Below are 19,081 nucleotides of genomic sequence, written 5' to 3'. Positions count from 1 at the left end.
AGCGATAGCGCCTCTAGAACTTCCTTACCAAGTCTGGTGTGATCTCGCTGATCGAGCGAATACCAAGCAGCGCCAAGTCACGATCGATCTCGGCCTTGAGCAGCGTGATCGCGCGCTGCACGCCGGCTTCGCCGCCGACGATCGCGGCATAGAGGAAGGGGCGGCCGATCCAGACGAAATGCGCGCCGAGCGCGAGCGCCTTGATCACGTCGGTGCCGCGGCGGATGCCGCCATCGACCATGATGGTCATGCCCTTTGCTTCGGCCGCGACCTCCGGCAGCGTGCGCAGGCCCGACATCGTGTAGTCGAGCTGGCGGCCACCATGGTTGGAGAGCATCACGCCGTCGACGCCGCTCTCGCGCGCCATTCGCGCATCCGCCGGCGAGACCAGTCCCTTGACGACGAGCTTGCCCTTCCAGCGCTTGCGGATCAGTTCGACATGTTTCCAGGCGAGCTGGTCGCGGGCGCCGATATTGCGCATCAGGTTTTTCGCAAGCACCGGCGGGCCGCGTTTGGCATCCATGTTCTCGAAATGCGGCATGCCGAAATTCATCAGCGTGCGCGCCCAGGTGCCGAACAGCCAGTGCGGATGCGTGACCGTGTCCCAGAACACGCGCGGCGTGATCGCGAGCGGCACCTGAAAGCCGTTGCGTATGTTGTTTTCGCGGTTCGGCGGCACCGGCACGTCGGCAGTGATGACGAAGGTATCGTAGCCGGCCGCCGCCACGCGATCAACCAGCGGTTCGATCCGCTCCGGCAGGCCGGCGAGATAGGCCTGATACCACGCGGCCTGATTGGCGGCGCGCACATCCTCCAGCGTGATCAGCGACGAGGCGCTGAGAATCATCGGCACGTTCTCAGATCTGGCCGCCTGCGTCAGCACGATGTCGCCGCGATAGGCGCTCAGCGCCGAAGAGCCCATCGGCGGAATGCCGAACGGTGAGGCATAAGTTTTGCCGAACAGCGTGGTCGTCTGGTCGCGGCCGGAGACGTCGTTGAGCACGCGCGGCACAAAACCGTATTCGTCGAAGGCTTTTCGGTTGTCGCGCATGGCTGCGTCGGTCTCGGTGCCGCCGGAGATGTAGCCGTAGAGGAATTTCGGAATCCGGCGCCGCGCCACAAGTTCGAAATCGTCGAGCGAGAGATATTTTTGCAAAGGCCGCGGCACCGTGCTCTCGGTGCGGGTCACGGTCGTGGGCGGCGCGGTCAGGCTTGCGGATTTGTCGAGCACGTCGGGCGTTCCATTTTTTTGGTTGTTGTGCGGCGGCAGCCTAGCGGCGGCGGGGTGGTGCGGCAGGTTTCGGATCCGACTTGTTAATGGACGCGCTGACCTCGCCGAGCATTTTTCGCGCCTCGGCCAGAACCTGTCCGGATTTCTTGTCAAAACTTTCGATCAGCTCGCGCATCGAGATCACGGTCGGCAGCAATTCGCCGCCATATTTGTCGCTGGCGAGGCTGCCGAGGAAGTCCTTGGTCTTGGTCAGCGCGTCGTCAACGGCGTTGATCCCGGATTCGGCGGTGCCGATGATGGAAGTGATCTTCTCGCCGTTGGTGGACAGCGAGGCCGTGAAACTCTCGAAATTCCGCAGCGTGTCTTTCACCGCCGCCTCATTGTCTGATATCACCCTGTCGACGTTGCGCAGCGCCACGCGGATCTTTTCCTGGGTGTTGAGCGTGCCTTCCGGATCGGCGGTCAGTTCGGGAATGCCGTCCGCGCCCTTTGGCGGCGGCGGCGCCTCGTCCGATCCGCCCGTGAACGAGATCGCCGCAATGCCCGTCAGCCCCTGAAATTCCAGGCCGACCTGGGTATCGCTTTTCACCGGTGTGTTGCCGTCGATCATGGCGAGGGCGACGACGCGGCGCGGATGGTCGAGCTTGAGCGACACCACTTCGCCGACCCGGATGCCGGCGAAATTCACGCTGCCGCCCTTGCGCAGGCCGGATGCCGAGCCTTCGAAAACCACGCGGAACGGCACCTTCTGCTTGATGCCGGCGAGCTTCTGGTAACCGAGCCACGCACTGAGCGACCCGGCGATCAGGGCCAGGGTCAAGGTTCCGATCATCAGATTGCTGGCGCGAACCTTCATCGAGGTGCCCTTAACGTCGCGGGGTCAAGACCTAGCGGATTTAACCCGTCAAGTCACCGCAGCCTTCTCGCGACCTCGCCCCGGGAAGTGGCGGCGAGGGAAACGTCAGGCAGACGCCTTTCGCGACGCCACAAACACCCCGGTCAGCACCAGTGCAAAACCGATGAAGTGGAACGCTTGCGGATGCTCGCCGAGGAAGACGATCGACATGATGGTTCCGAACACCGGGACCACATGGAAGAACGGCGCGGCGCGGTTGGCGCCGATCAGTTGCACGCCGCGATTGAAGCAGAGATAGGCGATCGTCGAGGGGAACAGCGCGACATAGGCGAGCGTCAAAAGGTTCGCGGTGTCGATCTGCATCAGCGGCCGCGCGAACAGTTCCCAGATGAACAGCGGGATCAGGCAGGCCGCGCCGGCGCCGAAGGTGAAGGCGACGAATGACAGGCCATGGATCGCCGGCCGCTTCAGCGACAGCACCGAATAGATCCCGAAGATCGCAAGCGCCACGATGAAGATCAGGTCGCCGATGTTGAACTCGATATTGGAAAGCTTGGTGAGGTCGCCATGCATCAGGATGATCAGCACGCCGGCCATCGACAGCAGGACGCCCGCGGCCTGCGCCAGCGTCAGCCTCACCCCGAGCAGCACCAGCGACCACACCGCGACCACCAGCGGGCCTGCCGACTGCAACAGGAGCGTGTTCAGCGCCTGGGTGTGTTCGAGCGCCCAGTATTGCAGGGTATTGAACGCGCCGATGCCGGTGATGGAGAGCAGGATCATGATGCCGAGGCGGCTGCGGATCGCGCTCCAGTCGCGGACCAGATGCTTCCAGGCAAACGGCAGGATGATCAGGAACGCGAACGACCAGCGCAGGAACGAAAGCGTCACCGGCGCGATGTGGCCGGCGGCCATTCTTCCTACGATGGCGTTGCCGGCCCAGCACAGCGCCGTGATGCTGAGCAGCAGATAAGGCTGGTTGGCGAGCCAGTTCCCGGATGGGGCGGATGAAGTCTGGTCGGTAGCCGTCATTTAAAGGTAAGGCCCGGTTCGTGGCGCCGCGGCCCGCCCGGGCTGACGTCGCCGGGCCGGAAGGTGGCCCGGCCCTGTCACAGACACGGATTTGCGGTGCTCATCAATGGTGCAGGATGCATCGCGACCATGCAGGCCGCCTTGTCTGTTCCTTGTCTGTTGTTTGGGGTTGCCAGCGGACGGGCGGATATGCAATCATAGGACGATTGATTCATGCGACCCAACCTTGGTTTGTTTTCCGGGCGCATGCGGTGGGTTATTCCGGGTTAATTTCAGTACAGGGCGTTCGTTCGATCGCTGGGACCACGGTTTTGCAGGCGGCGGCTGTCCGCAGCTTCGTCTGTCCGTGAGGCGAATTTCTAGAGATGATGGGTTATTCCTTTGAGCAATCCGATGTCGGCCGAAGAAGCCGAAGCCGAAACGCGTCACCAGTTTGCCGTTCGCGCCAATTCTATACTGGCGTTCATCGAATGCGATGAGGAGCAGCGCCCGAAACTGCGCGAGGCCATCATCGAGGCGATGCTATGGGCGCAGACGCAGCCCAGACTCACCAGTTAGGGCCCAGCCGACGCGAAGGCCGCTCACGCCACGAGTGCGCGCGCGATCGCGCCCGCAGCCTTCAGGGCGTCTTGGGGAGCGAGTTCGACCTGCAGGCCGCGCTGGCCGCCATTGAGGAACACGCTGGCATGGCCGAGCGCGGCTTCCTCGATCGCGACCGGCACGCGCTTCTTCTGCCCGAACGGCGAGATGCCGCCGACATGGTAGCCGGTCAGCCGTTCGGCATCCGCCGGCCGCATCATCTTCGCCGCCTTCGCCCCGAAGGCGCCGGCGAGCTTTTTCATGCTGACTTCGCAGTCCGACGGCACCACGGCGCAGACCGGCTTGCCGTCGACCTCGGCCATCAGCGTCTTGAGCACGCGCGCAGGCGCAACGCCGAGCGCGTCCGCCGCCTGCAGCCCGATGCTCGCTGCATCCGGGTCGTAGTCATAGGCATGCAGGGTGAACTTCACGCCAAGCTTTTCCAGCGACTGGGTCGCACGGGTGGTTTTCGACATGGCCTTTCCGTCATTGCCGGATGTTAATGCGTCTATCGCCGCGTGGTCAGGAATTTTACGGGGATATCAATGGGTTGGAGCCGTTCTAAGGCTCCCCTAAAACTGCCTTCTTGCTTGCCTAGAGCACCCGCTTCCTTTATCCGGTGGGGCTGCCTCGCATGCGAACGGCCCCGGCCGTAATTTTGGCTGGGCAGGCTAGCGCATGATCCGGAAAAGTGGAGACCGGTTTTCCGGAAAGGTCATGCTGGGACCATCAGATTTGCAGGGAACACTTTAGAAATGGCCAATGTTGTCGTCGTCGGCGCCCAATGGGGCGACGAGGGGAAGGGCAAGATCGTCGACTGGTTGTCGGAGCAGGCCGATATCGTCGTGCGCTTCCAGGGCGGCCACAATGCCGGCCATACACTCGTCATCAATGGCGAGACCTACAAGCTGGCGCTGCTGCCCTCCGGCGTGCTGCGGCCCTCGAAGCTGGCCGTGATCGGCAACGGCGTGGTGTTCGATCCCCAGGCCTTCCTCGACGAAGTCGCAAGACTGAAGGACCAGGGCGTAGCCATCAGCCCGGAAAACCTGCGCGTCGCCGAGAACGTCACGCTGATCCTGCCGCTGCACCGCGAACTCGATGCGCTGCGCGAATCATCCAATGCCAACACCGCAATCGGCACCACCCGCCGCGGCATCGGCCCGGCTTATGAGGACAAGGTCGGCCGCCGCGCCATCCGCCTGATGGACCTCGCCGACCTCGACACTTTGCCGCACAAGATCGACCGTCTGCTGGCGCATCACAACGCGCTGCGCCGCGGGCTCAATCTGGAGGAGATCGACGGCGGCGGCATCCTCAAGGAACTCAGCGCGCTGGCGCCAAAACTGTTGCCCTACACCGAGACGGTGTGGCGGCTGCTCGACATCAAACGCCGTGAGGGCAAGCGCATCCTGTTCGAGGGCGCGCAAGGCGCGCTGCTTGATGTGGATCACGGCACCTATCCCTACGTCACCTCGTCCAACACGGTGGCGGCGCAGGCGGCGACCGGCACCGGCATGGGCCCGGGCGCGGTCGGCTATGTGCTCGGCATCTGCAAGGCCTATACGACCCGCGTCGGCCAGGGCCCGTTCCCGACCGAACTCAACAACGAGATCGGCGAGGAGATCGGCCGCCGCGGCAAGGAGTTCGGCGTCAACACCGGCCGCAAGCGCCGCTGCGGCTGGTTCGATGCGGTGCTGGTGCGCCAGACCGTCCGCACCTGCGGCATCACCGGGCTCGCACTCACAAAACTCGACATTCTCGACGGCTTCGACACCATCGAGGTCTGCACCGGCTATATGCTGGACGGCAAGGAAATCGACCATCTGCCGGCGGGCGAGGGCGCCCAGGCCCGGGTGTTGCCCATATATGAGACGATCGAAGGCTGGAAGGAGCCGACGGCCAACGCCCGTTCCTGGGCAGATCTGCCGGCCCAGGCCATTAAATATGTGCGTCGGGTCGAGGAACTCGTGGGTTGTCCGATCGCATTGCTTTCCACCAGCCCCGAACGCGAGGATACTATTCTGGTACAGAACCCGTTCGAGGCTTAACGGGATGTTACCGCCAAGACTCCAAAATAGAGCTGCAGTATTGAAGAGAAATGGCTGATTATTACCCGCTGATCGCACGCGCTATCGCCGGCCTGGATCCCAATGCTCCAGGTGAGAGCCGCCGTGCGCTCTATGAGCGGGCCCGCACCGCGCTGATCGCGCAGCTGCGCAGCGTTCAGCCGCCGCTTTCCGAATCCGAAATCACCCGCGAGCGGCTCTCGCTGGAAGAAGCCGTGCGCAAGGTCGAATCGGAAGCCGCCCAGCGCGCCCGCGAGGCCTCGCGGCCGGGCGGCGGCACCGGTGCCGCGCGCGGCGGCGACGCTTTCCGCCGCGCCAATGCCCGGCCGCCGGAATCCGCAGGCCCTCCGGGCCCGCCCGGTACGCCGCGTCCACGTCCGCCTTCTCAATCCCCCTCGCGCGAAGCCCGTCCGCCGCTTGGCCAGGATGAGCAACGCCCGCCGCGCAATCTGCGCGCCGATGCGCCGCCGCCCGGCGCGCCGCGCCCGCAGCCGCCGCAGATTCCAATGCAGGATGCCGGCCTGCCGCCACCGCCGCCCCGCGAGCGCGGCAACGGCAACGGCCCCCGCCGCCCTGACAATGGCGGCCCGCCGCCGATGCCGCCGCAGCCGCCCGGCATGCGTGGCTTCCGCGACATCGCCGCCGACGCCGACGATCTCGGCCGCGCCGCGGCGCAGGCCAATCGCGCCGCGCGAAAGACCTATGCCAACGTGCCGTCGCCCTCGCCGGAATTCGACCGGCTCGAGCCGAACATGGAGAACCGCGGCGCCGATCCCGACGCACCCTATTCGTATGACGAATCGCTGGCGGAGGCCGACCGTTACGCGCCGCAGCCGCCGCAGATGCCGCCGCCGCGTGAGCGCTCGCGGCTCTCGCAGGACCGCGACCGCGAGCCGCCGAAGCGCGCCCGCACAGGTACCGTATTTCCGTTCAAGAGCGCGATCGCCGTCGGCATCGTGCTCATTCTGGTCGGAGCCGGCATCCTGTGGGGCAAGTCGGCCGTCACGGCCGTGAGCGGCCTGTTCAAATCCTCCCAAGTGGCGGAAGCGCCGAAGGATCCGGCAGCGCCGCAGTCGCGCCCGAAGATCCCCGATCGTGTCGGCCAGCCATCGTCGAGCGAGAACGTGGCGCCGGTGGCGCAGCGCGTCGTGCTGTATGACGAGGACCCGTCCGATCCCAAGGGCAAGCAATATGTCGGCTCGGTGATCTGGCGCACCGAACCGATCAAGGCGAGCGGCAACCAGAAGCCTGATATCGCCGTGCGCGCCGACATCGAGATTCCCGACCGCAAGTTCAAGATGACGATGTCGTTCCGCCGCAATACCGACTCGTCGCTGCCGGCGAGCCACACCGCGGAATTGACCTTCATCCTGCCGCAGGATTTCTCCGGCGGCGGCGTCGGCAACGTGCCGGGCATCCTGATGAAGTCCAACGAGCAGGCGCGCGGCACGCCACTGGCCGGTCTCGCCGTGAAAGTCACCGACGGCTTCTTCCTGGTCGGCCTCTCCAACGTCGATTCCGACCGCGCCCGCAATCTGCAGCTCCTGAAGGAGCGTTCCTGGTTCGACGTGCCGCTGGTCTACGTCAATCAACGCCGCGCTATCATCGCGATCGAAAAGGGCGCCCCCGGCGAGCGCGCGTTCAACGACGCGTTTGCGACGTGGGGGGAGTAGCTCTGGGCCGCGTAGCTGGAGCGCAGCAGATGCGCTCTCCATAGCGTTTTCGAGCGAAGCATGCCCTCGGACTTGATCCGGGGTGGACACCGGTTCGCGTCAAGAAAACGCGTCAAAACAAGAATCTAGAGCCCGGTTCTAATTCAATCAGAACCGCAATGGGCTCCAGCCTGAGCGGATCTCCGTTGAGCCAGTAAATCGATAGTTCGATCGATCGCTGCGACAGAGCTTAGCCGGACAGCGGCCTCAGCATTGCACGCAGCGCTGCCAAGGCCGTTCGCGTTTGTCTTCGACCGGCTCGACCGGTCACTCGGCGGTGGCGGCTCGCCTCCGCGCGGCATGGTCGCGGTCCATCACGGCACGGCAGCCCGGACTGAGATTCGCGCGCTGCCTGACCATGCAGGCGGTGATTCGCTGGACGTTGGGGACTTCATGGCCGCATAGCCGCATGGCGTCGCCGGTGCACATCTGCTGCGCCTCCGAGGCGAGGGCTGGGCGTGCGGAAAGCGCCGTCGCCGCGCAGGCGATGGCGAAGAGAAGTGCGATCCTGCTTGTATGATGGAAAGTCATCGATGCGTTCCCCAAGGTTGCACGTGGTGCTGGCCGCTATTCATTGGGGGCGCTGCACGCGGCTTGCGCTGCCGCACGCGTCATCCATCACCCGGGAATCACCCGGTGTGGTTGCTCGATTTCTGCCGATGTTCGAATCAAAAGTGCTGCGCGGCCCCGCCGCGAATTATGCGCTAATGCTGCGAAGCTGCAATGGCTCGCGCCAACACTTCCTTAACTGTTGCGTGCACGCCACGTCGACCGAAGCGCGGATGCGCGACAACTCGATTTTGATGCCGCGCTTTTGCGAGGTTGACGGGTTTCGAGAAGGAACAGACGCAAGTGTCCGCGTCCTGGACCGCGATCGAACAGCCCGCCTGGCGAACGCGCTTTCAATCGCGCGTTTTGCGGCGTTGGGGAGTAAGGCGCTCCCACCCGGTCACGCCGTGCGGCGGGTACTCCGCGTCCATGACGCGGCATCCGTGACCGTCAATTTCCGGCATACCGCCTCCGCTGTCATACCCCGCGAAGGCGGGGTATCCAGTACGCCGCAGCTTCTCGATGGACTACAGGCGTCTCTGGAATACTGGATCACCCGCTTTCGCGGGTGATGACGGTCTTGGTCGGATTGTAGCGGCGTGGCCTTTCGGAAGCGGACGTTGCCTGGCCCGGCTGCCCGAGCCGGCCGGGCTCGCCTTCCGCGCTGCAAAACTCAGTATAAATGCGGAAAATCCCGGCTCCGGAACAACCACCCGTTAGGGAAGCCAGGGTACGATCAGCGGCTATTGCTCGCACCCGCCTTATTGCTTTCGTTGGAGTGAAAAGGCTCCCGAAACCGGCCTTTCGAATGGCGCTCAAATGCTTGTTCATTCCGCTGCCGATGGATCCACGAAGACCCCGGCCATCCGCGCGGTGGAGCGGCCGCTGCTGGACGCGTTCCGAACCGTGGGCCTGAGGGCATGACGCGAACTTGCGGAAATAAGGCCATGCGGCGAGCCGGGACGATCCAGCGGGAGGTCGGATAGCCATGCCTGCCGCATCGTCGGATCTCCGCAAAGAATTGAACGGCGCCGAAGAGGATGGACCCGAGCACGATGCCCGAATTTTCGGGGAGGTGACGGACCTGTTCCTGTCCAATGTCGGTCGCCTCGGCGACTCGCAGATCGCTGCGGTCGACGGCGTCCTCGCCCACCTGATCGAGCGGGTGGAAGCAACGACCGTGATCCAGCTCAGCGAGGCCCTCGCCACCATCGACCGGGCCCCGCGCCAGACGATCCGCAAGCTTGCGTTTCACGAACAGCCCTTGCTTGCAGCACCGGTTCTGAGAAGCTCCAACTGTGTGTCGGAAGCAGACCTTCTGGAAATCATCAAAAGCCGCGGCCAGCAGCATCTGCTGGCAATCTGCGATCGAAAGACGCTCAACGAAGCGCTGACGGACGCGCTGATGAGATTTGGCGACGTCAACGTCTCCAACGCGCTCGCGCGGAACGCCGGCGCGCGTTTCTCCGAATGCGGTTACGCGACGTTGGTGGGGCGGGCCGAGCGCGATGAGGGGCTGGCGGAGAAGCTCGGCGTTCGCCTGGACATGCCCGGCAGCCTGTTGCGGGAGCTCATTGGCAAGGTTGCCGACGTCGTGCGCGCGCGCTTCCTGACGGCGCCGCGGCCTGTTGTGCGGGGGAAAGGTTCTGCCGCGGCCGCCGGACAGAGCGGCGCGCCCCGGAAGGCGATTGACTACACCCAGGCGCAAAGCGAGGTCGTTGCGCTCAATCGCACCGGCAAGCTGAATGATTCAATCGTCAACCGGTTTGCGGTAAGGGGTGAATACGTCCACGTGGTCGCCGCGCTTGCCTTGAAGGCCGACGTCAAGGTCGAGGCGATCGAACCCTTGCTCGAACCCGACCGGGTGTATGGACTGATCGTCGCCTGCAAGGCCGCCCGGCTGACCTGGTCGACAACGACGATGATCGTCCGCAACCGGCCCAATTGCCCGCCATCCACCGACCGGGAGCTCGAACAATGCGTGGCGGTGTTTGAGTCCTTGTTGCTGTCGGTCGCGCAATGGACCATCCGGTTTGGGTCGGATCGGATTCTTGCAAAGAAGAACGAGCCGGCAGCGGTTGCGCCGGCTGCCAATGGCAAACTGAGCCGGTCTGCCTGACGGCGGCTTCTGCATCGAAGGTCGCTGGCCTCTTGACTCCGCCCTGACTGGATTTGAAATTGCGTACGGCCAAGGCGCTGTCGAGACCGGATCATGTCTGGTCACGGAACCAGCGGTTGGTCCGACGGTGAGTCTTCGTTCTCGACACTTGACTCAACGCAGAGGCCGCCATGAAACGCTATCTGATCTTCGGAACCATCGGCCCGCTCGTCGGCGGATTTTTGATGCTGTTCGCGACCACGGTGGCCTCGGGCTACTGGACCGACACCTCTTTGTCGGAGATCGGAAAATTCCTCGGCGCGTTCGTCAAGACGCTGCAGTACAGCTATCTGTTCGGCATCGTGCCATTGCTGATGTTCGGCGCCATCGACGACATTCTCTATCACGTCAAACGGATTTCTTTCGTGGCGCGGATACTGATCCTGGGCGCCATCGGCTTTGCCACCGCCTCGTTGCTCTATGGCTCGCGCGGGCCGGATACCGGCGCGCTGCAGTTTGTGCTCTACGGCCTCGTCGGCTTGGTGCCCGCGATGCTGTCGTCCTGGCTGGCGCACCGATATGCCGACGCGCCGCGGCCGGTGCATTCGACGTAGCGTTTTGTCCTGATCCGTAGGGTGAGCAAAGGCGCGTCAGCGCCGTGCCCACCATGCATCATCGAATGCGCCTCTCGATGGTGGGCACGCTTCGCTTTGCCCACGGGACTGCGAACTGCGCGGGGGATGACAGCCATTGTGCATGTCTTCGTTCTCTCGTCATTGCGAGCGCAGCGAAGCAATCCACCTCTCCGCCTGCCGTATTATGGATTGCTTCGCTTCGCTCGCAATGACGCGGATAAAACGGTGGGTCCCTGCACCCCAGGCAGAGATGACTTCCGACTGGACGAGCCGACTGCGCAAGCAAAAACGGCGGGCCTTTCGGCCCGCCGCTCATGCGCATGTGATTGCAATACGCTTACGTGAAAAAACCCCGAGCCCACTCAACCGTGGTTAAGGCTTGAACTGTAGGTTTTTTTCGCGGCCGGTCTATCCGGTAAACTCCGGGGTCGGGGCAGCGGGTTGCCGATCGCGCGTCATGTCCCGTTGGCGCGGCAGCGGCCGAAGGGGCCGGGGTACCCCACCGCGGCGCGGGGGAGATAAAGCGTTCTCAAGCGAAGCATGCCCTCGGACTTGATCGGGGGTGGGACCGGTTCGCGTGAAGAAAACGCGTCAAAATCAAGCGCTAGCATCGAAAGCGATAATTTGACGCAACTTGCAGCTCGCATTCGCGTTACCATCTGATGGCCATGTCAAACGACGATATCTATACGCCGCCGCGTTCACGTTCCGGGCAGTCTTCCCGGACGCGCGCGGCCGGGCGCGGTCCGGTCATCGACCAGGACGGGCACGAAATCCCCGAGGCGAACCTGCACACGCAGTTCGAGGGATTGCGGTTCGATTTCGGTCATTCCGCCGCCAATCCGTTCGGCGATCTGACGCGCGAGCAGCGGCTGGCGCGGCTCGACGCCATCGCAAAACTTTTGGACGTCGCCTTCATCGTGCCCGGCACCAAATTCCGCTACGGCATCGACGGGCTGATCGGGCTGATCCCCGTGGTCGGCGACATCATCACGACGGCGATTTCGCTGTGGGTGGTGCGGGAGGCACGCGCGCTCGGGGCGCCCTGGCACATCACGGCGCGGATGCTCGCCAATGTCGCTGTCGATGGCGTGGTCGGCCTGGTGCCGGTCGCGGGTGACGCCTTCGACGTCATGTTCCGTGCCAACGTCCGCAATGTGCGCATGCTCAAGCGCTGGCTCGACCGGCAGCCGCGCTAACAAAAACGCCCCCGGGAATGAACTCCGGGAGCGCGCTGTTTGACAATATAGAGCTTAGGCCGCGTCGGCCTTGTCTTCGGCGCTGGCGGGCGCACGCGGACGGCGCGGCAGCGGGAAGGCTTCGCTTTCATAGAGCGAGCGGATGCCGCTCTGGTCGAAGCGGGCTTCCTCGACCTGCAGATAGGCGCCGTTCAGCGAGTCCGCCGGCAGCTCCTCGATCGCGAAGCGAACGGCTTCGGCCGCGGTGCCAAAACGCCGATAGGCGAACCCGGCCCGCTTCTTCTTGCGGATCGCGGCGGGAAACAGTTCGGCGGCGGTGTTGTAGCTGAAGGGACGCATGGACGGTGACCTCAATCTTTCTCGGCTCTTGCGTGTGAGCAATGGGGATTGGACGACGGTGGGCCTCTACGGCGGCCGCGCCGTGCACGTCATTTCGGGGTCTAATATAAGCTTCTTTGACAAAAATGCGACCCCTGAACGAGCGGATCGGGGGTGATGATGAATCCGCGCATGGCTGCGGGGAACACAAATTTAGTCAAGTTTTTTCAATGATTTAACTGGCTCAAATCTTGCCGAGCAGCAGCAGGATCAGGAGCACGGCCAAAATCACCCCGATCAGTCCCATGCCGGAATGGCCATGTCCGTAGCCATAACCCCTGATGCGGCCGGAGAAGCCGCCGAGGAGGATAATGATCAGGATGATGACGAGTATCGTGCCAAGCGACATGACGCGCTCCCCCGAAGGCCCGCGGGCGTCCCCCAAAACGCTCCCGCAGCCCGGATAAAAGCATATTCCGGGCCGCGAGTCGTTGGTCGATCCGTTGAAAACGGGGGATGGTCCGCGCTTTCCTTCTCACAAGGGGAGAAAGGAAGAAGTCACTTTTTCGTCTCGTCGATCGGCAGCACCTTCAACGGCGTCGCATAGGGCTCGACGCGCAGGGAGTCGGTGGCGATCAGGCCGACCTTGTGCAGCGGCGCCTGTTCGAGATCGCCGCCGGCGGATTTGCGCACCGCGTACTGCCACGCGCTCATTGAGCCCCTGGCGACCAGCATTTTGGCGACGCCGCCGGCGTTCTGGCCTTCCATCTGGGCCAGATCGCCCTCGCTGATCCCGATCACGATCTCGTCCTTGGCGGTGATGACCTTGAACAGGGAGACCTTGTCGGTGGCGAAGGCAGGCTGGATCACAACGCTCTCCATGATGAGGGTAGCTGCGCCGACACCGAGCAGCAGACGTTTGGAAATGTGCATTTCGAAATTCATCCTTGTTTGCGCACCGGGTAGGCCGGGAAGCATCCCATCAAATAGAAACCCCGCGCGAGCCCTTGGTCGCGCGGGGGAAATGACAGGTTCGAGTGTTACTCGAACTATTTCGGCTGCAGCTTCAGCGCCGCCGAATTGATGCAGTAGCGCAGGCCGGTGGGGCCGGGGCCATCGGGGAAGACGTGGCCGAGATGGCCGTTACATTTCGAGCACAAGACTTCAGTGCGGATCATGCCGTGGCTGGCATCGCGCTCCTCGTCGACATGGCTGTCCACGGTCGGCGCGGTGAAGCTCGGCCAGCCGCAGCCGGAGTCGAACTTGGCGTCCGATTCGAACAGCGTCTGGCCGCAGCCGGCGCAGGTATAGGTGCCCTTGCGGTGCTCGTGCTCATATTCGCCGGAGAACGGCCGCTCGGTCGCCTTCTCGCGCAGCACGGCGTACTGCATCGGCGTCAGCTCCTTGCGCCACTCGGCCTCGCTCTTGACGACCTTGCCGGATGTTTTGGTGTCGGACATTTAGCCTCCTTAATTGGTAGCCTTCGCGTTGCGCACCAGCGTCGGCTTCTCGATGTAGTTTTCCGCAAAGATCTTCTTCAGGTTCTCGACCTTCGGGATGTCGTTGAAGACAATATAGGGCTGGTTCGGGTTCAGCGTCAGGTAGTCCTGGTGATAGTCCTCGGCCGCGTAGAACGCCTGCAGCGGGCCGACCTTGGTCACGATCGGCTTCTTGTAGACCTTGGCGGCGTTGAGCTGGGCGATATAGGCCTCCGCCACCTTCTTCTGCTCGTCATTGGCGGTGAAGATCGCCGAGCGATATTGCGTGCCGGTGTCCGGGCCCTGGCGGTTCAATTGCGTCGGATCGTGCACGACGGAGAAGAAAATCTGCAGGATCTTGCCGTAGCTGATCTTCTTCGGATCGTATTTGATCTCGACCGCCTCGGCATGTCCGGTCGTGCCGGTGCCGATCATGGTGTAGTTTGCGGTCATCTTGCTGCCGCCGGAATAGCCGGACACCGCGTTGAGCACGCCGGCGGTGTGCTGGTACACGCCTTGCACGCCCCAGAAGCAGCCGCCGGCGATTACGGCGGTCTGGATTTCGTCGGCCGCCTGAACGTCGACGGCGGGCGGCGGAATAATGACGGCTTCCGACGAGGCGCGCGAGGGGCTGATGGTAACAGCGGCGATGGCCAGCGCGCCGATGGCGGCAGCGCACAGCGACAGGCGGCTGAGATGGCGAGGGGACATGGTTTCCTCTTTCGGCAATGGTTGGGGGCAGTCTAGAGCGGGATCGGCGTTTCGCAATCGGCTCAACTCTCTCCGATGCCCAAGATACGGCCCTGGGCGCGGATTGTTACGGTCGGCGCCACACGAGTTCGTGAATAAAGCTGCGCCCGAGCAAGGCCTTAAGGAGGGGGCGATCGGTCACGCTTGACCGGTGCGGGTCTGTCTTTCCACAATGAACCGCCGGTCGCGCGCCGCGACCAAAATCCATGTGCCGGAGCGTTTCGCCGATGTTGCGGGCCTTGTTGCTGGGTCTCGTCATGCTTGCCGCCGCTGCGCCTGCGCGGGCCGCCGGCGATATCGACACCTGCCGCAATTCCACGGCGGAGCCCGCCGCACGCCTGGTGGCCTGCGAGAGCGTGATCGCCGACGAGAAGATCACCGGCCCCTCCCGGGCCGCCGCCTTCTGGTATCGTGGCGACTCCCTGGTGAAGAAGCGCGATTACGATGGTGCGATCGCGGCGTTTACCGCCTCCCACGAAATCGCGCCCCAGAATATCAACGTCATCAACGCGCGCGGCATTGCCTACAGCTACAAGGGCGACGACGAGCGTGCGCTCGCCGACTATGATCTGTGCCTGCAGTTGCGTCCGACTTACGGCAGTGCCTACAACAACCGCGGCCTGATCTTCATGCGCAGGGGAGAGCTGCGGCGGGCCCTCGATGAGTTCGATCTGGCGGTCAAGCATATCTCCAATGATCAGAGCCGCTACCTGCACCATTACAACCGCGGGCGTCTGCAAGGATTGATGAAGCAGTACGACGCCTCCCTCGCTGACTTCGCCGAGGCGCAAAAGGTCAATCCCGACGGTCCGCAAGTGCCGGCCTACCGGTGCATTACCTACATCGGCATGGCCAGGTTCGATGACGCGATCGTTGACTGCAATGCGGCGCTGGCGAAGTCGCCGACCAATGTTTACGCGTTGACCAGCCGCGGCAATGCCTATCTCGGCAAGGGCAATCTCGACGCCGCCCTCGGCGATTACGACCAGGTGCTCAAGATCAATCCGAACTACGTTCGCGCCTATGTCGGCCGCGGGCAGCTTTTCGAGAAGCGCCGCAACCTCGCCGCCGCACGTGCCGACTATCGCGCGGCAGCCAACGCCGTGGCGGCGCGGCGCGAGGACATCGACACCACGCTTGCGCGCGCCGTCGCCAAGGAGCGGCTGGAAGCGTTGCTGGGCACGGCCGCGCCGACGCCTGCGGGCAAGGCGTCGCCGTCGACGCCACAACCAGCGGGGCCGCGCAAGGTCGCGTTGATCGTCGGCAACGGCGCCTACAGGAATGTTGCCCCGCTGGCTAATCCGCCGCGCGACGCCAAGCTGATCGCGTCGACCTTTCGCGAGCTCGGCTTTGCCACAGTGACGCTGGTGCCCGATCTCACCCGGGATAAATTCTTCGCCACCCTGCACGAGTTCGGCATGGAGGCCGAGAAGGCGGATTGGGCTGTCGTCTACTATGCCGGTCACGGCATGGAAATCGGCGGCGTGAATTACCTGATCCCCGTCGATGCCAGGCTGAAGGCCGACAGCGACGCGGAGACGCAGGCGGTTGCCCTTGAACAGGTGATCGCATCTGTTGCCGGCGCGCGGAAATTGCGCCTGGTGATGCTCGACGCCTGCCGCGACAATCCTTTTGAAAAGACCATGCAGCGGACGATTGCGCTAAAACTGGTCAACCGCGGTTTCTCCAACATCGAGCCGGAAGCCGGCTTCATGGTGGTCTACGCCGCCAAGCATGGCGAGACCGCGCTCGACGGCGATGCCCTCAACAGCCCGTTCGCCACGGTGCTCGCGCGCGTCATCAAGGAACCGAAGATCGAAGTGCGAAAGCTGTTCGACATCGTCCGCGACGATGTCTGGAAGGCGACCAATCGCACGCAGCAGCCGTTCACCTACGGCTCGCTGCCGGGGCGCGAGGATTTTTACTTCGTGGCGGGGAAGTAACTGTTGTCGTCATTGCCTGCGACAAACGCGAAGCGTTTGCGCAAGGAAGCGAAGCAATCCATGCCTCCGCACGCGGCCCTATGGATTGCTTCGCTTCGTTCGCAATGACGAGCCCTACACCACCACGCTCAACCGCTTCGCCGCGCGCGTAATCCCCGTGTAGAGCCATCTCGCCCGGCTGTCCTGGAACGCAAAGCTCTCATCGAACAGCACCACGTCATCCCATTGCGAGCCCTGCGACTTGTGCACCGTGAGCACATAACCGTAGTCGAACTCGTCATAGGGCTTGCGCTGCTCCCACGGGATCGCATCGATGCCGCCCTCGAAGCAATCGTGGCGTACCGAGACCTTGGTCACCTTGTGGCCGAACTCCTCGTCGGGCGACAGCCGCATGGTCAGGATTTTTGATTTCCCTCGCGGCTGGGTGCGCGACTTCACCCGCCACAGCCCGCCGTTGAACAGGCCTTTCTTGCGGTTGTTGCGCAGGCAGACCAGCTTGTCGCCGGCCACCGGAAAGGGATCCTCGATGTTCTGCTTCTGGCGAACGCGCATGTTGTAGGCGCGGCGGGTGTTGTTGCGCCCGACCAGCACCTGGTCGGCGCTCATCACGCGGTCCGGATCGAGCTCGCTGCGCAGCACCACCTCGCTCTCGCCATGGCGGCCGATTTCGAGTTCGCGGCCCTCGCGGATATCCATCGACATCCGCACGATCGGGTCGTCCTGCGCCTGGCGATGCACCTCGGTCAGCATCGCGTCGGGCTCGCAGTCCGTGAAGAAGCCGCCGCCCTGGATCGGCGGCAATTGTGCGGGGTCGCCGAGCACCAGCAGGGGACAGTCGAATGACATCAGGTCGCGGCCGAGTTCGGCATCGACCATCGAACATTCGTCGATCACGATCAGCTTGGCCTTCGAGGCCGGCGCGTCGTCCCACAGCTCAAAACTCGGCTGCTCGACGCCGGATTCCTTGGCGCGATAGATCAGCGAGTGGATGGTGGAAGCGTTGTCGCACCCCTTGTTGCGCATCACCAGCGCCGCCTTGCCGGTAAATGCCGCGTACTTCACCTCACCCTCGACGCCCTCGGCGATGTGGCGCGCCAACGTTGTCTTGCCGGTGCCGGCATAGCCGAACAGCCGGAACACCGGCGGCGTGCCGCCCCGGCCGGGCTTGGCCTTCAACCAGTCGGCAACGGCCTTCAGCGCGGAATCCTGGTGCGGCGTAAACGTGGTCATGGGGTCCAGACGGAGATGAAGAGCGGGCGGAAGGCCGCGACTCAACGGAAGCGTAAAGCTAACCATTCGCGCGTGCCATGCAAGGCTGCTTCCGTCCTGCGGAATTGCTGTTTCGCGGTCGAGGCTGGACTTGGGATGCATGGCGAATACACTGACCGAAAATAACAAGCATCCATGGGAGGCGTCATGAAATTCGGCATCTTTTACGAGCTGCAATTGCCGCGCCCATGGGAAGAGGGTGATGAGCTCCGTCTCTACCAGAACGCGCTGATCCAACTCGAGACCGCCGACCGGATCGGCTATGACTACGCCTGGGTGGTGGAACATCATTTCCTCGAGGAATATTCCCACTCTCCCTCGCCGGAATCGTTCCTCGCCGCAGCCAGCCAGCGCACGAAGAAGATCCGGCTCGGCCACGGCATTTTCCAGCTCACCACCAATCATCCCGCGCGCGTCGCCGAACGCGTGGCGGTGCTCGATCTCCTGAGCAACGGGCGCTGCGAATTCGGCATGGGTGAAAGTGCGTCGATCACCGAACTGACGCCGTTCGGCCGCGACATGGAGACCAAGCGCGAGGTGTTCGAGGAAGCGGTGCAGGCGATCTTTCCGATGTTCACGAAAGTCGGCACCGAACATCACGGCAAGTATTTCGATATTCCCCTGCGCAACGTGGTGCCGAAGCCGGTTCAGAAGCCGCATCCGCCGCTGTGGATGGCGTGCTCGCAGCTGCCGACCATCGAGCGTGCCGGCGAAAACGGCTTTGGCGCGCTCGGCTTCCAGTTCGTCAGCGCGGATGCGGCGCATGCCTGGGTGCATGCCTATTACAACGCCATTACAAAACGGCTGAAGAAGCTGGCCGATTACGAGATCAACCCGAACATGGCGCTGGTCTCGTTCTTCATGTGCGCCAAGACCGACGAGGAAGCCCGCGCCCGCGCCGACGGCGCCACCTTCTTCCAGTTCGCGCTGCGCTATTACGGCGCTTCGCAGAACCGGCAGCGTCCGGATCCCGGCACGGTCAACATGTGGGACGAGTACAACAAGTGGAAGCGCGACAATCCGGAAGCGCAGGAGGCGGCGCTGCGCGGCGGCCTGATCGGCTCGCCGGAAACCATCCGCAAGAAGCTGCGGCGATTCCGTTCTTCCCACATCGATCAGGTAATCCTGCTCAACCAGGCCGGCAAGAACACCCACGAGCACATCTGCGAGTCGCTTGAGCTGTTCGGCAAAGAGGTGATGCCGGAATTCCAGAACGACCCCGAGCATGACGCGTGGAAGAAGGGCGTGATGAGCGGCGCGATCCAGCTTGAAGAGATCGACACGGAGGCCTTTAGGGATCGCTACGGGAAGCTGGCGATCAATGTTGCGCCGGCGCCGAAGGTGGCGGCGGGATAGTGGTTTGCGG

20 protein-coding genes are annotated in these 19,081 nt (G+C 63.5%); 9 read left to right on the top strand and 11 right to left on the bottom strand.

Features of this window, described 5'->3' with window-relative positions; genetic code table 11:
- Positions 1-13 precede the first annotated feature (13 nt).
- The 3 genes from KIP88_RS09890 to KIP88_RS09880 form a co-directional block, all read right to left on the bottom strand.
- The gene (locus tag KIP88_RS09890) at positions 14-1,231 is read right to left on the bottom strand and encodes an alpha-hydroxy acid oxidase (RefSeq protein WP_308163442.1); all 1,218 of its coding nucleotides are present in this window, start codon (positions 1,229-1,231) and stop codon (positions 14-16) included.
- Between the two features lie 40 nt (positions 1,232-1,271).
- On the bottom strand, positions 1,272-2,087 hold the full coding sequence (locus KIP88_RS09885; protein WP_214487698.1) for an MlaD family protein: 816 nt from the start codon (positions 2,085-2,087) through the stop codon (positions 1,272-1,274).
- A gap of 105 nt (positions 2,088-2,192) precedes the next feature.
- Positions 2,193-3,119: a DMT family transporter gene (locus tag KIP88_RS09880; RefSeq protein WP_214487697.1), complete on the bottom strand. Its 927-nt coding sequence runs from the start codon at positions 3,117-3,119 to the stop codon at positions 2,193-2,195.
- Between the two features lie 393 nt (positions 3,120-3,512).
- On the opposite strand from KIP88_RS09880, the gene KIP88_RS09875 reads away from it, so the two are divergent.
- Positions 3,513-3,677 (top strand): hypothetical protein, encoded by a 165-nt coding sequence (locus KIP88_RS09875; RefSeq protein ID WP_214487696.1) that lies wholly within the window; start codon positions 3,513-3,515, stop codon positions 3,675-3,677.
- A gap of 23 nt (positions 3,678-3,700) precedes the next feature.
- Here the strand turns inward: KIP88_RS09875 and ybaK are convergent, their stop codons facing one another.
- A complete protein-coding gene (gene ybaK, locus KIP88_RS09870) occupies positions 3,701-4,174 on the bottom strand; it encodes a Cys-tRNA(Pro) deacylase (RefSeq protein ID WP_214487695.1) in 474 nt (157 codons plus the stop codon).
- Between the two features lie 279 nt (positions 4,175-4,453).
- On the opposite strand from ybaK, the gene KIP88_RS09865 reads away from it, so the two are divergent.
- Together KIP88_RS09865 and KIP88_RS09860 are read left to right on the top strand one after the other, a co-directional pair.
- Complete coding sequence (locus KIP88_RS09865; protein WP_214487694.1) at positions 4,454-5,746, top strand: adenylosuccinate synthase; 1,293 nt, start codon at positions 4,454-4,456, stop codon at positions 5,744-5,746.
- Positions 5,747-5,796: 50 nt separating this feature from the next.
- Positions 5,797-7,437, top strand: coding sequence for a hypothetical protein (locus tag KIP88_RS09860; RefSeq protein ID WP_214487693.1), 1,641 nt, complete (start codon positions 5,797-5,799; stop codon positions 7,435-7,437).
- 306 nt (positions 7,438-7,743) lie between these two features.
- Here KIP88_RS09860 and KIP88_RS09855 read toward each other — a convergent pair whose 3' ends face one another.
- Positions 7,744-8,007: a hypothetical protein gene (locus tag KIP88_RS09855; protein ID WP_249790651.1), complete on the bottom strand. Its 264-nt coding sequence runs from the start codon at positions 8,005-8,007 to the stop codon at positions 7,744-7,746.
- Between the two features lie 26 nt (positions 8,008-8,033).
- Here KIP88_RS09855 and KIP88_RS09850 point away from each other — a divergent pair, with 26 nt between their 5' ends.
- From KIP88_RS09850 to KIP88_RS09835, 4 genes are all read left to right on the top strand, one after another.
- Positions 8,034-8,597 carry a hypothetical protein gene (locus KIP88_RS09850; RefSeq protein WP_214487691.1) on the top strand — a complete coding sequence of 188 codons (564 nt, stop codon included), beginning with the start codon at positions 8,034-8,036 and terminating at the stop codon, positions 8,595-8,597.
- A 416-nt stretch (positions 8,598-9,013) separates the two neighbouring features.
- The gene (locus KIP88_RS09845) at positions 9,014-10,144 is read left to right on the top strand and encodes a DUF2336 domain-containing protein (RefSeq protein WP_214487690.1); all 1,131 of its coding nucleotides are present in this window, start codon (positions 9,014-9,016) and stop codon (positions 10,142-10,144) included.
- 170 nt (positions 10,145-10,314) lie between these two features.
- Entirely contained in the window at positions 10,315-10,737 is a 423-nt protein-coding gene (locus tag KIP88_RS09840; protein ID WP_214487689.1) for a DUF5413 family protein, read from the top strand.
- Between the two features lie 683 nt (positions 10,738-11,420).
- Positions 11,421-11,957, top strand: coding sequence for a DUF4112 domain-containing protein (locus KIP88_RS09835; protein WP_214487688.1), 537 nt, complete (start codon positions 11,421-11,423; stop codon positions 11,955-11,957).
- Between the two features lie 54 nt (positions 11,958-12,011).
- Here KIP88_RS09835 and KIP88_RS09830 read toward each other — a convergent pair whose 3' ends face one another.
- From KIP88_RS09830 to msrA, 5 genes are all read right to left on the bottom strand, one after another.
- Positions 12,012-12,296 carry a hypothetical protein gene (locus KIP88_RS09830; RefSeq protein WP_212417802.1) on the bottom strand — a complete coding sequence of 95 codons (285 nt, stop codon included), beginning with the start codon at positions 12,294-12,296 and terminating at the stop codon, positions 12,012-12,014.
- 223 nt (positions 12,297-12,519) lie between these two features.
- Entirely contained in the window at positions 12,520-12,684 is a 165-nt protein-coding gene (locus KIP88_RS09825; RefSeq protein WP_214487687.1) for a DUF3309 family protein, read from the bottom strand.
- A gap of 149 nt (positions 12,685-12,833) precedes the next feature.
- Positions 12,834-13,208: a hypothetical protein gene (locus tag KIP88_RS09820; RefSeq protein WP_214487686.1), complete on the bottom strand. Its 375-nt coding sequence runs from the start codon at positions 13,206-13,208 to the stop codon at positions 12,834-12,836.
- A gap of 116 nt (positions 13,209-13,324) precedes the next feature.
- Positions 13,325-13,735, bottom strand: coding sequence for a peptide-methionine (R)-S-oxide reductase MsrB (gene msrB, locus KIP88_RS09815; protein ID WP_214487685.1), 411 nt, complete (start codon positions 13,733-13,735; stop codon positions 13,325-13,327).
- A 9-nt stretch (positions 13,736-13,744) separates the two neighbouring features.
- Complete coding sequence (msrA, locus tag KIP88_RS09810) at positions 13,745-14,464, bottom strand: peptide-methionine (S)-S-oxide reductase MsrA (protein WP_214487684.1); 720 nt, start codon at positions 14,462-14,464, stop codon at positions 13,745-13,747.
- Between the two features lie 266 nt (positions 14,465-14,730).
- On the opposite strand from msrA, the gene KIP88_RS09805 reads away from it, so the two are divergent.
- The gene (locus KIP88_RS09805; protein ID WP_214487683.1) at positions 14,731-16,446 is read left to right on the top strand and encodes a caspase family protein; all 1,716 of its coding nucleotides are present in this window, start codon (positions 14,731-14,733) and stop codon (positions 16,444-16,446) included.
- A gap of 114 nt (positions 16,447-16,560) precedes the next feature.
- Here the strand turns inward: KIP88_RS09805 and KIP88_RS09800 are convergent, their stop codons facing one another.
- A complete protein-coding gene (locus tag KIP88_RS09800; protein ID WP_214487682.1) occupies positions 16,561-17,676 on the bottom strand; it encodes an ATP-dependent RecD-like DNA helicase in 1,116 nt (371 codons plus the stop codon).
- A gap of 186 nt (positions 17,677-17,862) precedes the next feature.
- On the opposite strand from KIP88_RS09800, the gene KIP88_RS09795 reads away from it, so the two are divergent.
- Complete coding sequence (locus tag KIP88_RS09795) at positions 17,863-19,071, top strand: LLM class flavin-dependent oxidoreductase (protein ID WP_214487681.1); 1,209 nt, start codon at positions 17,863-17,865, stop codon at positions 19,069-19,071.
- Positions 19,072-19,081: the final 10 nt, after the last annotated feature.

This window comes from Bradyrhizobium sp. SRL28, assembly GCF_018596315.1.
Lineage (GTDB): Bacteria > Pseudomonadota > Alphaproteobacteria > Rhizobiales > Xanthobacteraceae > Bradyrhizobium.
The sequence above is the reverse complement of the archived record's forward strand: the minus strand, read 5'-3'. Positions and strand labels throughout refer to the sequence as shown.

What these genes read in the sequence shown, in the direction of transcription:
- KIP88_RS09885 (WP_214487698.1), bottom strand. Translation starts at nt 2,087, where the DNA reads ATGAAGGTTCGCGCCAGCAATCTGATGATCGGAACCTTGACCCTGGCC.
- KIP88_RS09880 (WP_214487697.1), bottom strand. Translation starts at nt 3,119, where the DNA reads ATGACGGCTACCGACCAGACTTCATCCGCCCCATCCGGGAACTGGCTC.
- KIP88_RS09875 (WP_214487696.1), top strand. Translation starts at nt 3,513, where the DNA reads ATGTCGGCCGAAGAAGCCGAAGCCGAAACGCGTCACCAGTTTGCCGTT.
- ybaK (WP_214487695.1), bottom strand. Translation starts at nt 4,174, where the DNA reads ATGTCGAAAACCACCCGTGCGACCCAGTCGCTGGAAAAGCTTGGCGTG.
- KIP88_RS09865 (WP_214487694.1), top strand. Translation starts at nt 4,454, where the DNA reads ATGGCCAATGTTGTCGTCGTCGGCGCCCAATGGGGCGACGAGGGGAAG.
- KIP88_RS09860 (WP_214487693.1), top strand. Translation starts at nt 5,797, where the DNA reads ATGGCTGATTATTACCCGCTGATCGCACGCGCTATCGCCGGCCTGGAT.
- KIP88_RS09855 (WP_249790651.1), bottom strand. Translation starts at nt 8,007, where the DNA reads ATGACTTTCCATCATACAAGCAGGATCGCACTTCTCTTCGCCATCGCC.
- KIP88_RS09845 (WP_214487690.1), top strand. Translation starts at nt 9,014, where the DNA reads ATGCCTGCCGCATCGTCGGATCTCCGCAAAGAATTGAACGGCGCCGAA.
- KIP88_RS09840 (WP_214487689.1), top strand. Translation starts at nt 10,315, where the DNA reads ATGAAACGCTATCTGATCTTCGGAACCATCGGCCCGCTCGTCGGCGGA.
- KIP88_RS09835 (WP_214487688.1), top strand. Translation starts at nt 11,421, where the DNA reads ATGGCCATGTCAAACGACGATATCTATACGCCGCCGCGTTCACGTTCC.
- KIP88_RS09830 (WP_212417802.1), bottom strand. Translation starts at nt 12,296, where the DNA reads ATGCGTCCCTTCAGCTACAACACCGCCGCCGAACTGTTTCCCGCCGCG.
- KIP88_RS09825 (WP_214487687.1), bottom strand. Translation starts at nt 12,684, where the DNA reads ATGTCGCTTGGCACGATACTCGTCATCATCCTGATCATTATCCTCCTC.
- KIP88_RS09820 (WP_214487686.1), bottom strand. Translation starts at nt 13,208, where the DNA reads ATGCACATTTCCAAACGTCTGCTGCTCGGTGTCGGCGCAGCTACCCTC.
- msrB (WP_214487685.1), bottom strand. Translation starts at nt 13,735, where the DNA reads ATGTCCGACACCAAAACATCCGGCAAGGTCGTCAAGAGCGAGGCCGAG.
- msrA (WP_214487684.1), bottom strand. Translation starts at nt 14,464, where the DNA reads ATGTCCCCTCGCCATCTCAGCCGCCTGTCGCTGTGCGCTGCCGCCATC.
- KIP88_RS09805 (WP_214487683.1), top strand. Translation starts at nt 14,731, where the DNA reads ATGTTGCGGGCCTTGTTGCTGGGTCTCGTCATGCTTGCCGCCGCTGCG.
- KIP88_RS09800 (WP_214487682.1), bottom strand. Translation starts at nt 17,676, where the DNA reads ATGACCACGTTTACGCCGCACCAGGATTCCGCGCTGAAGGCCGTTGCC.
- KIP88_RS09795 (WP_214487681.1), top strand. Translation starts at nt 17,863, where the DNA reads ATGAAATTCGGCATCTTTTACGAGCTGCAATTGCCGCGCCCATGGGAA.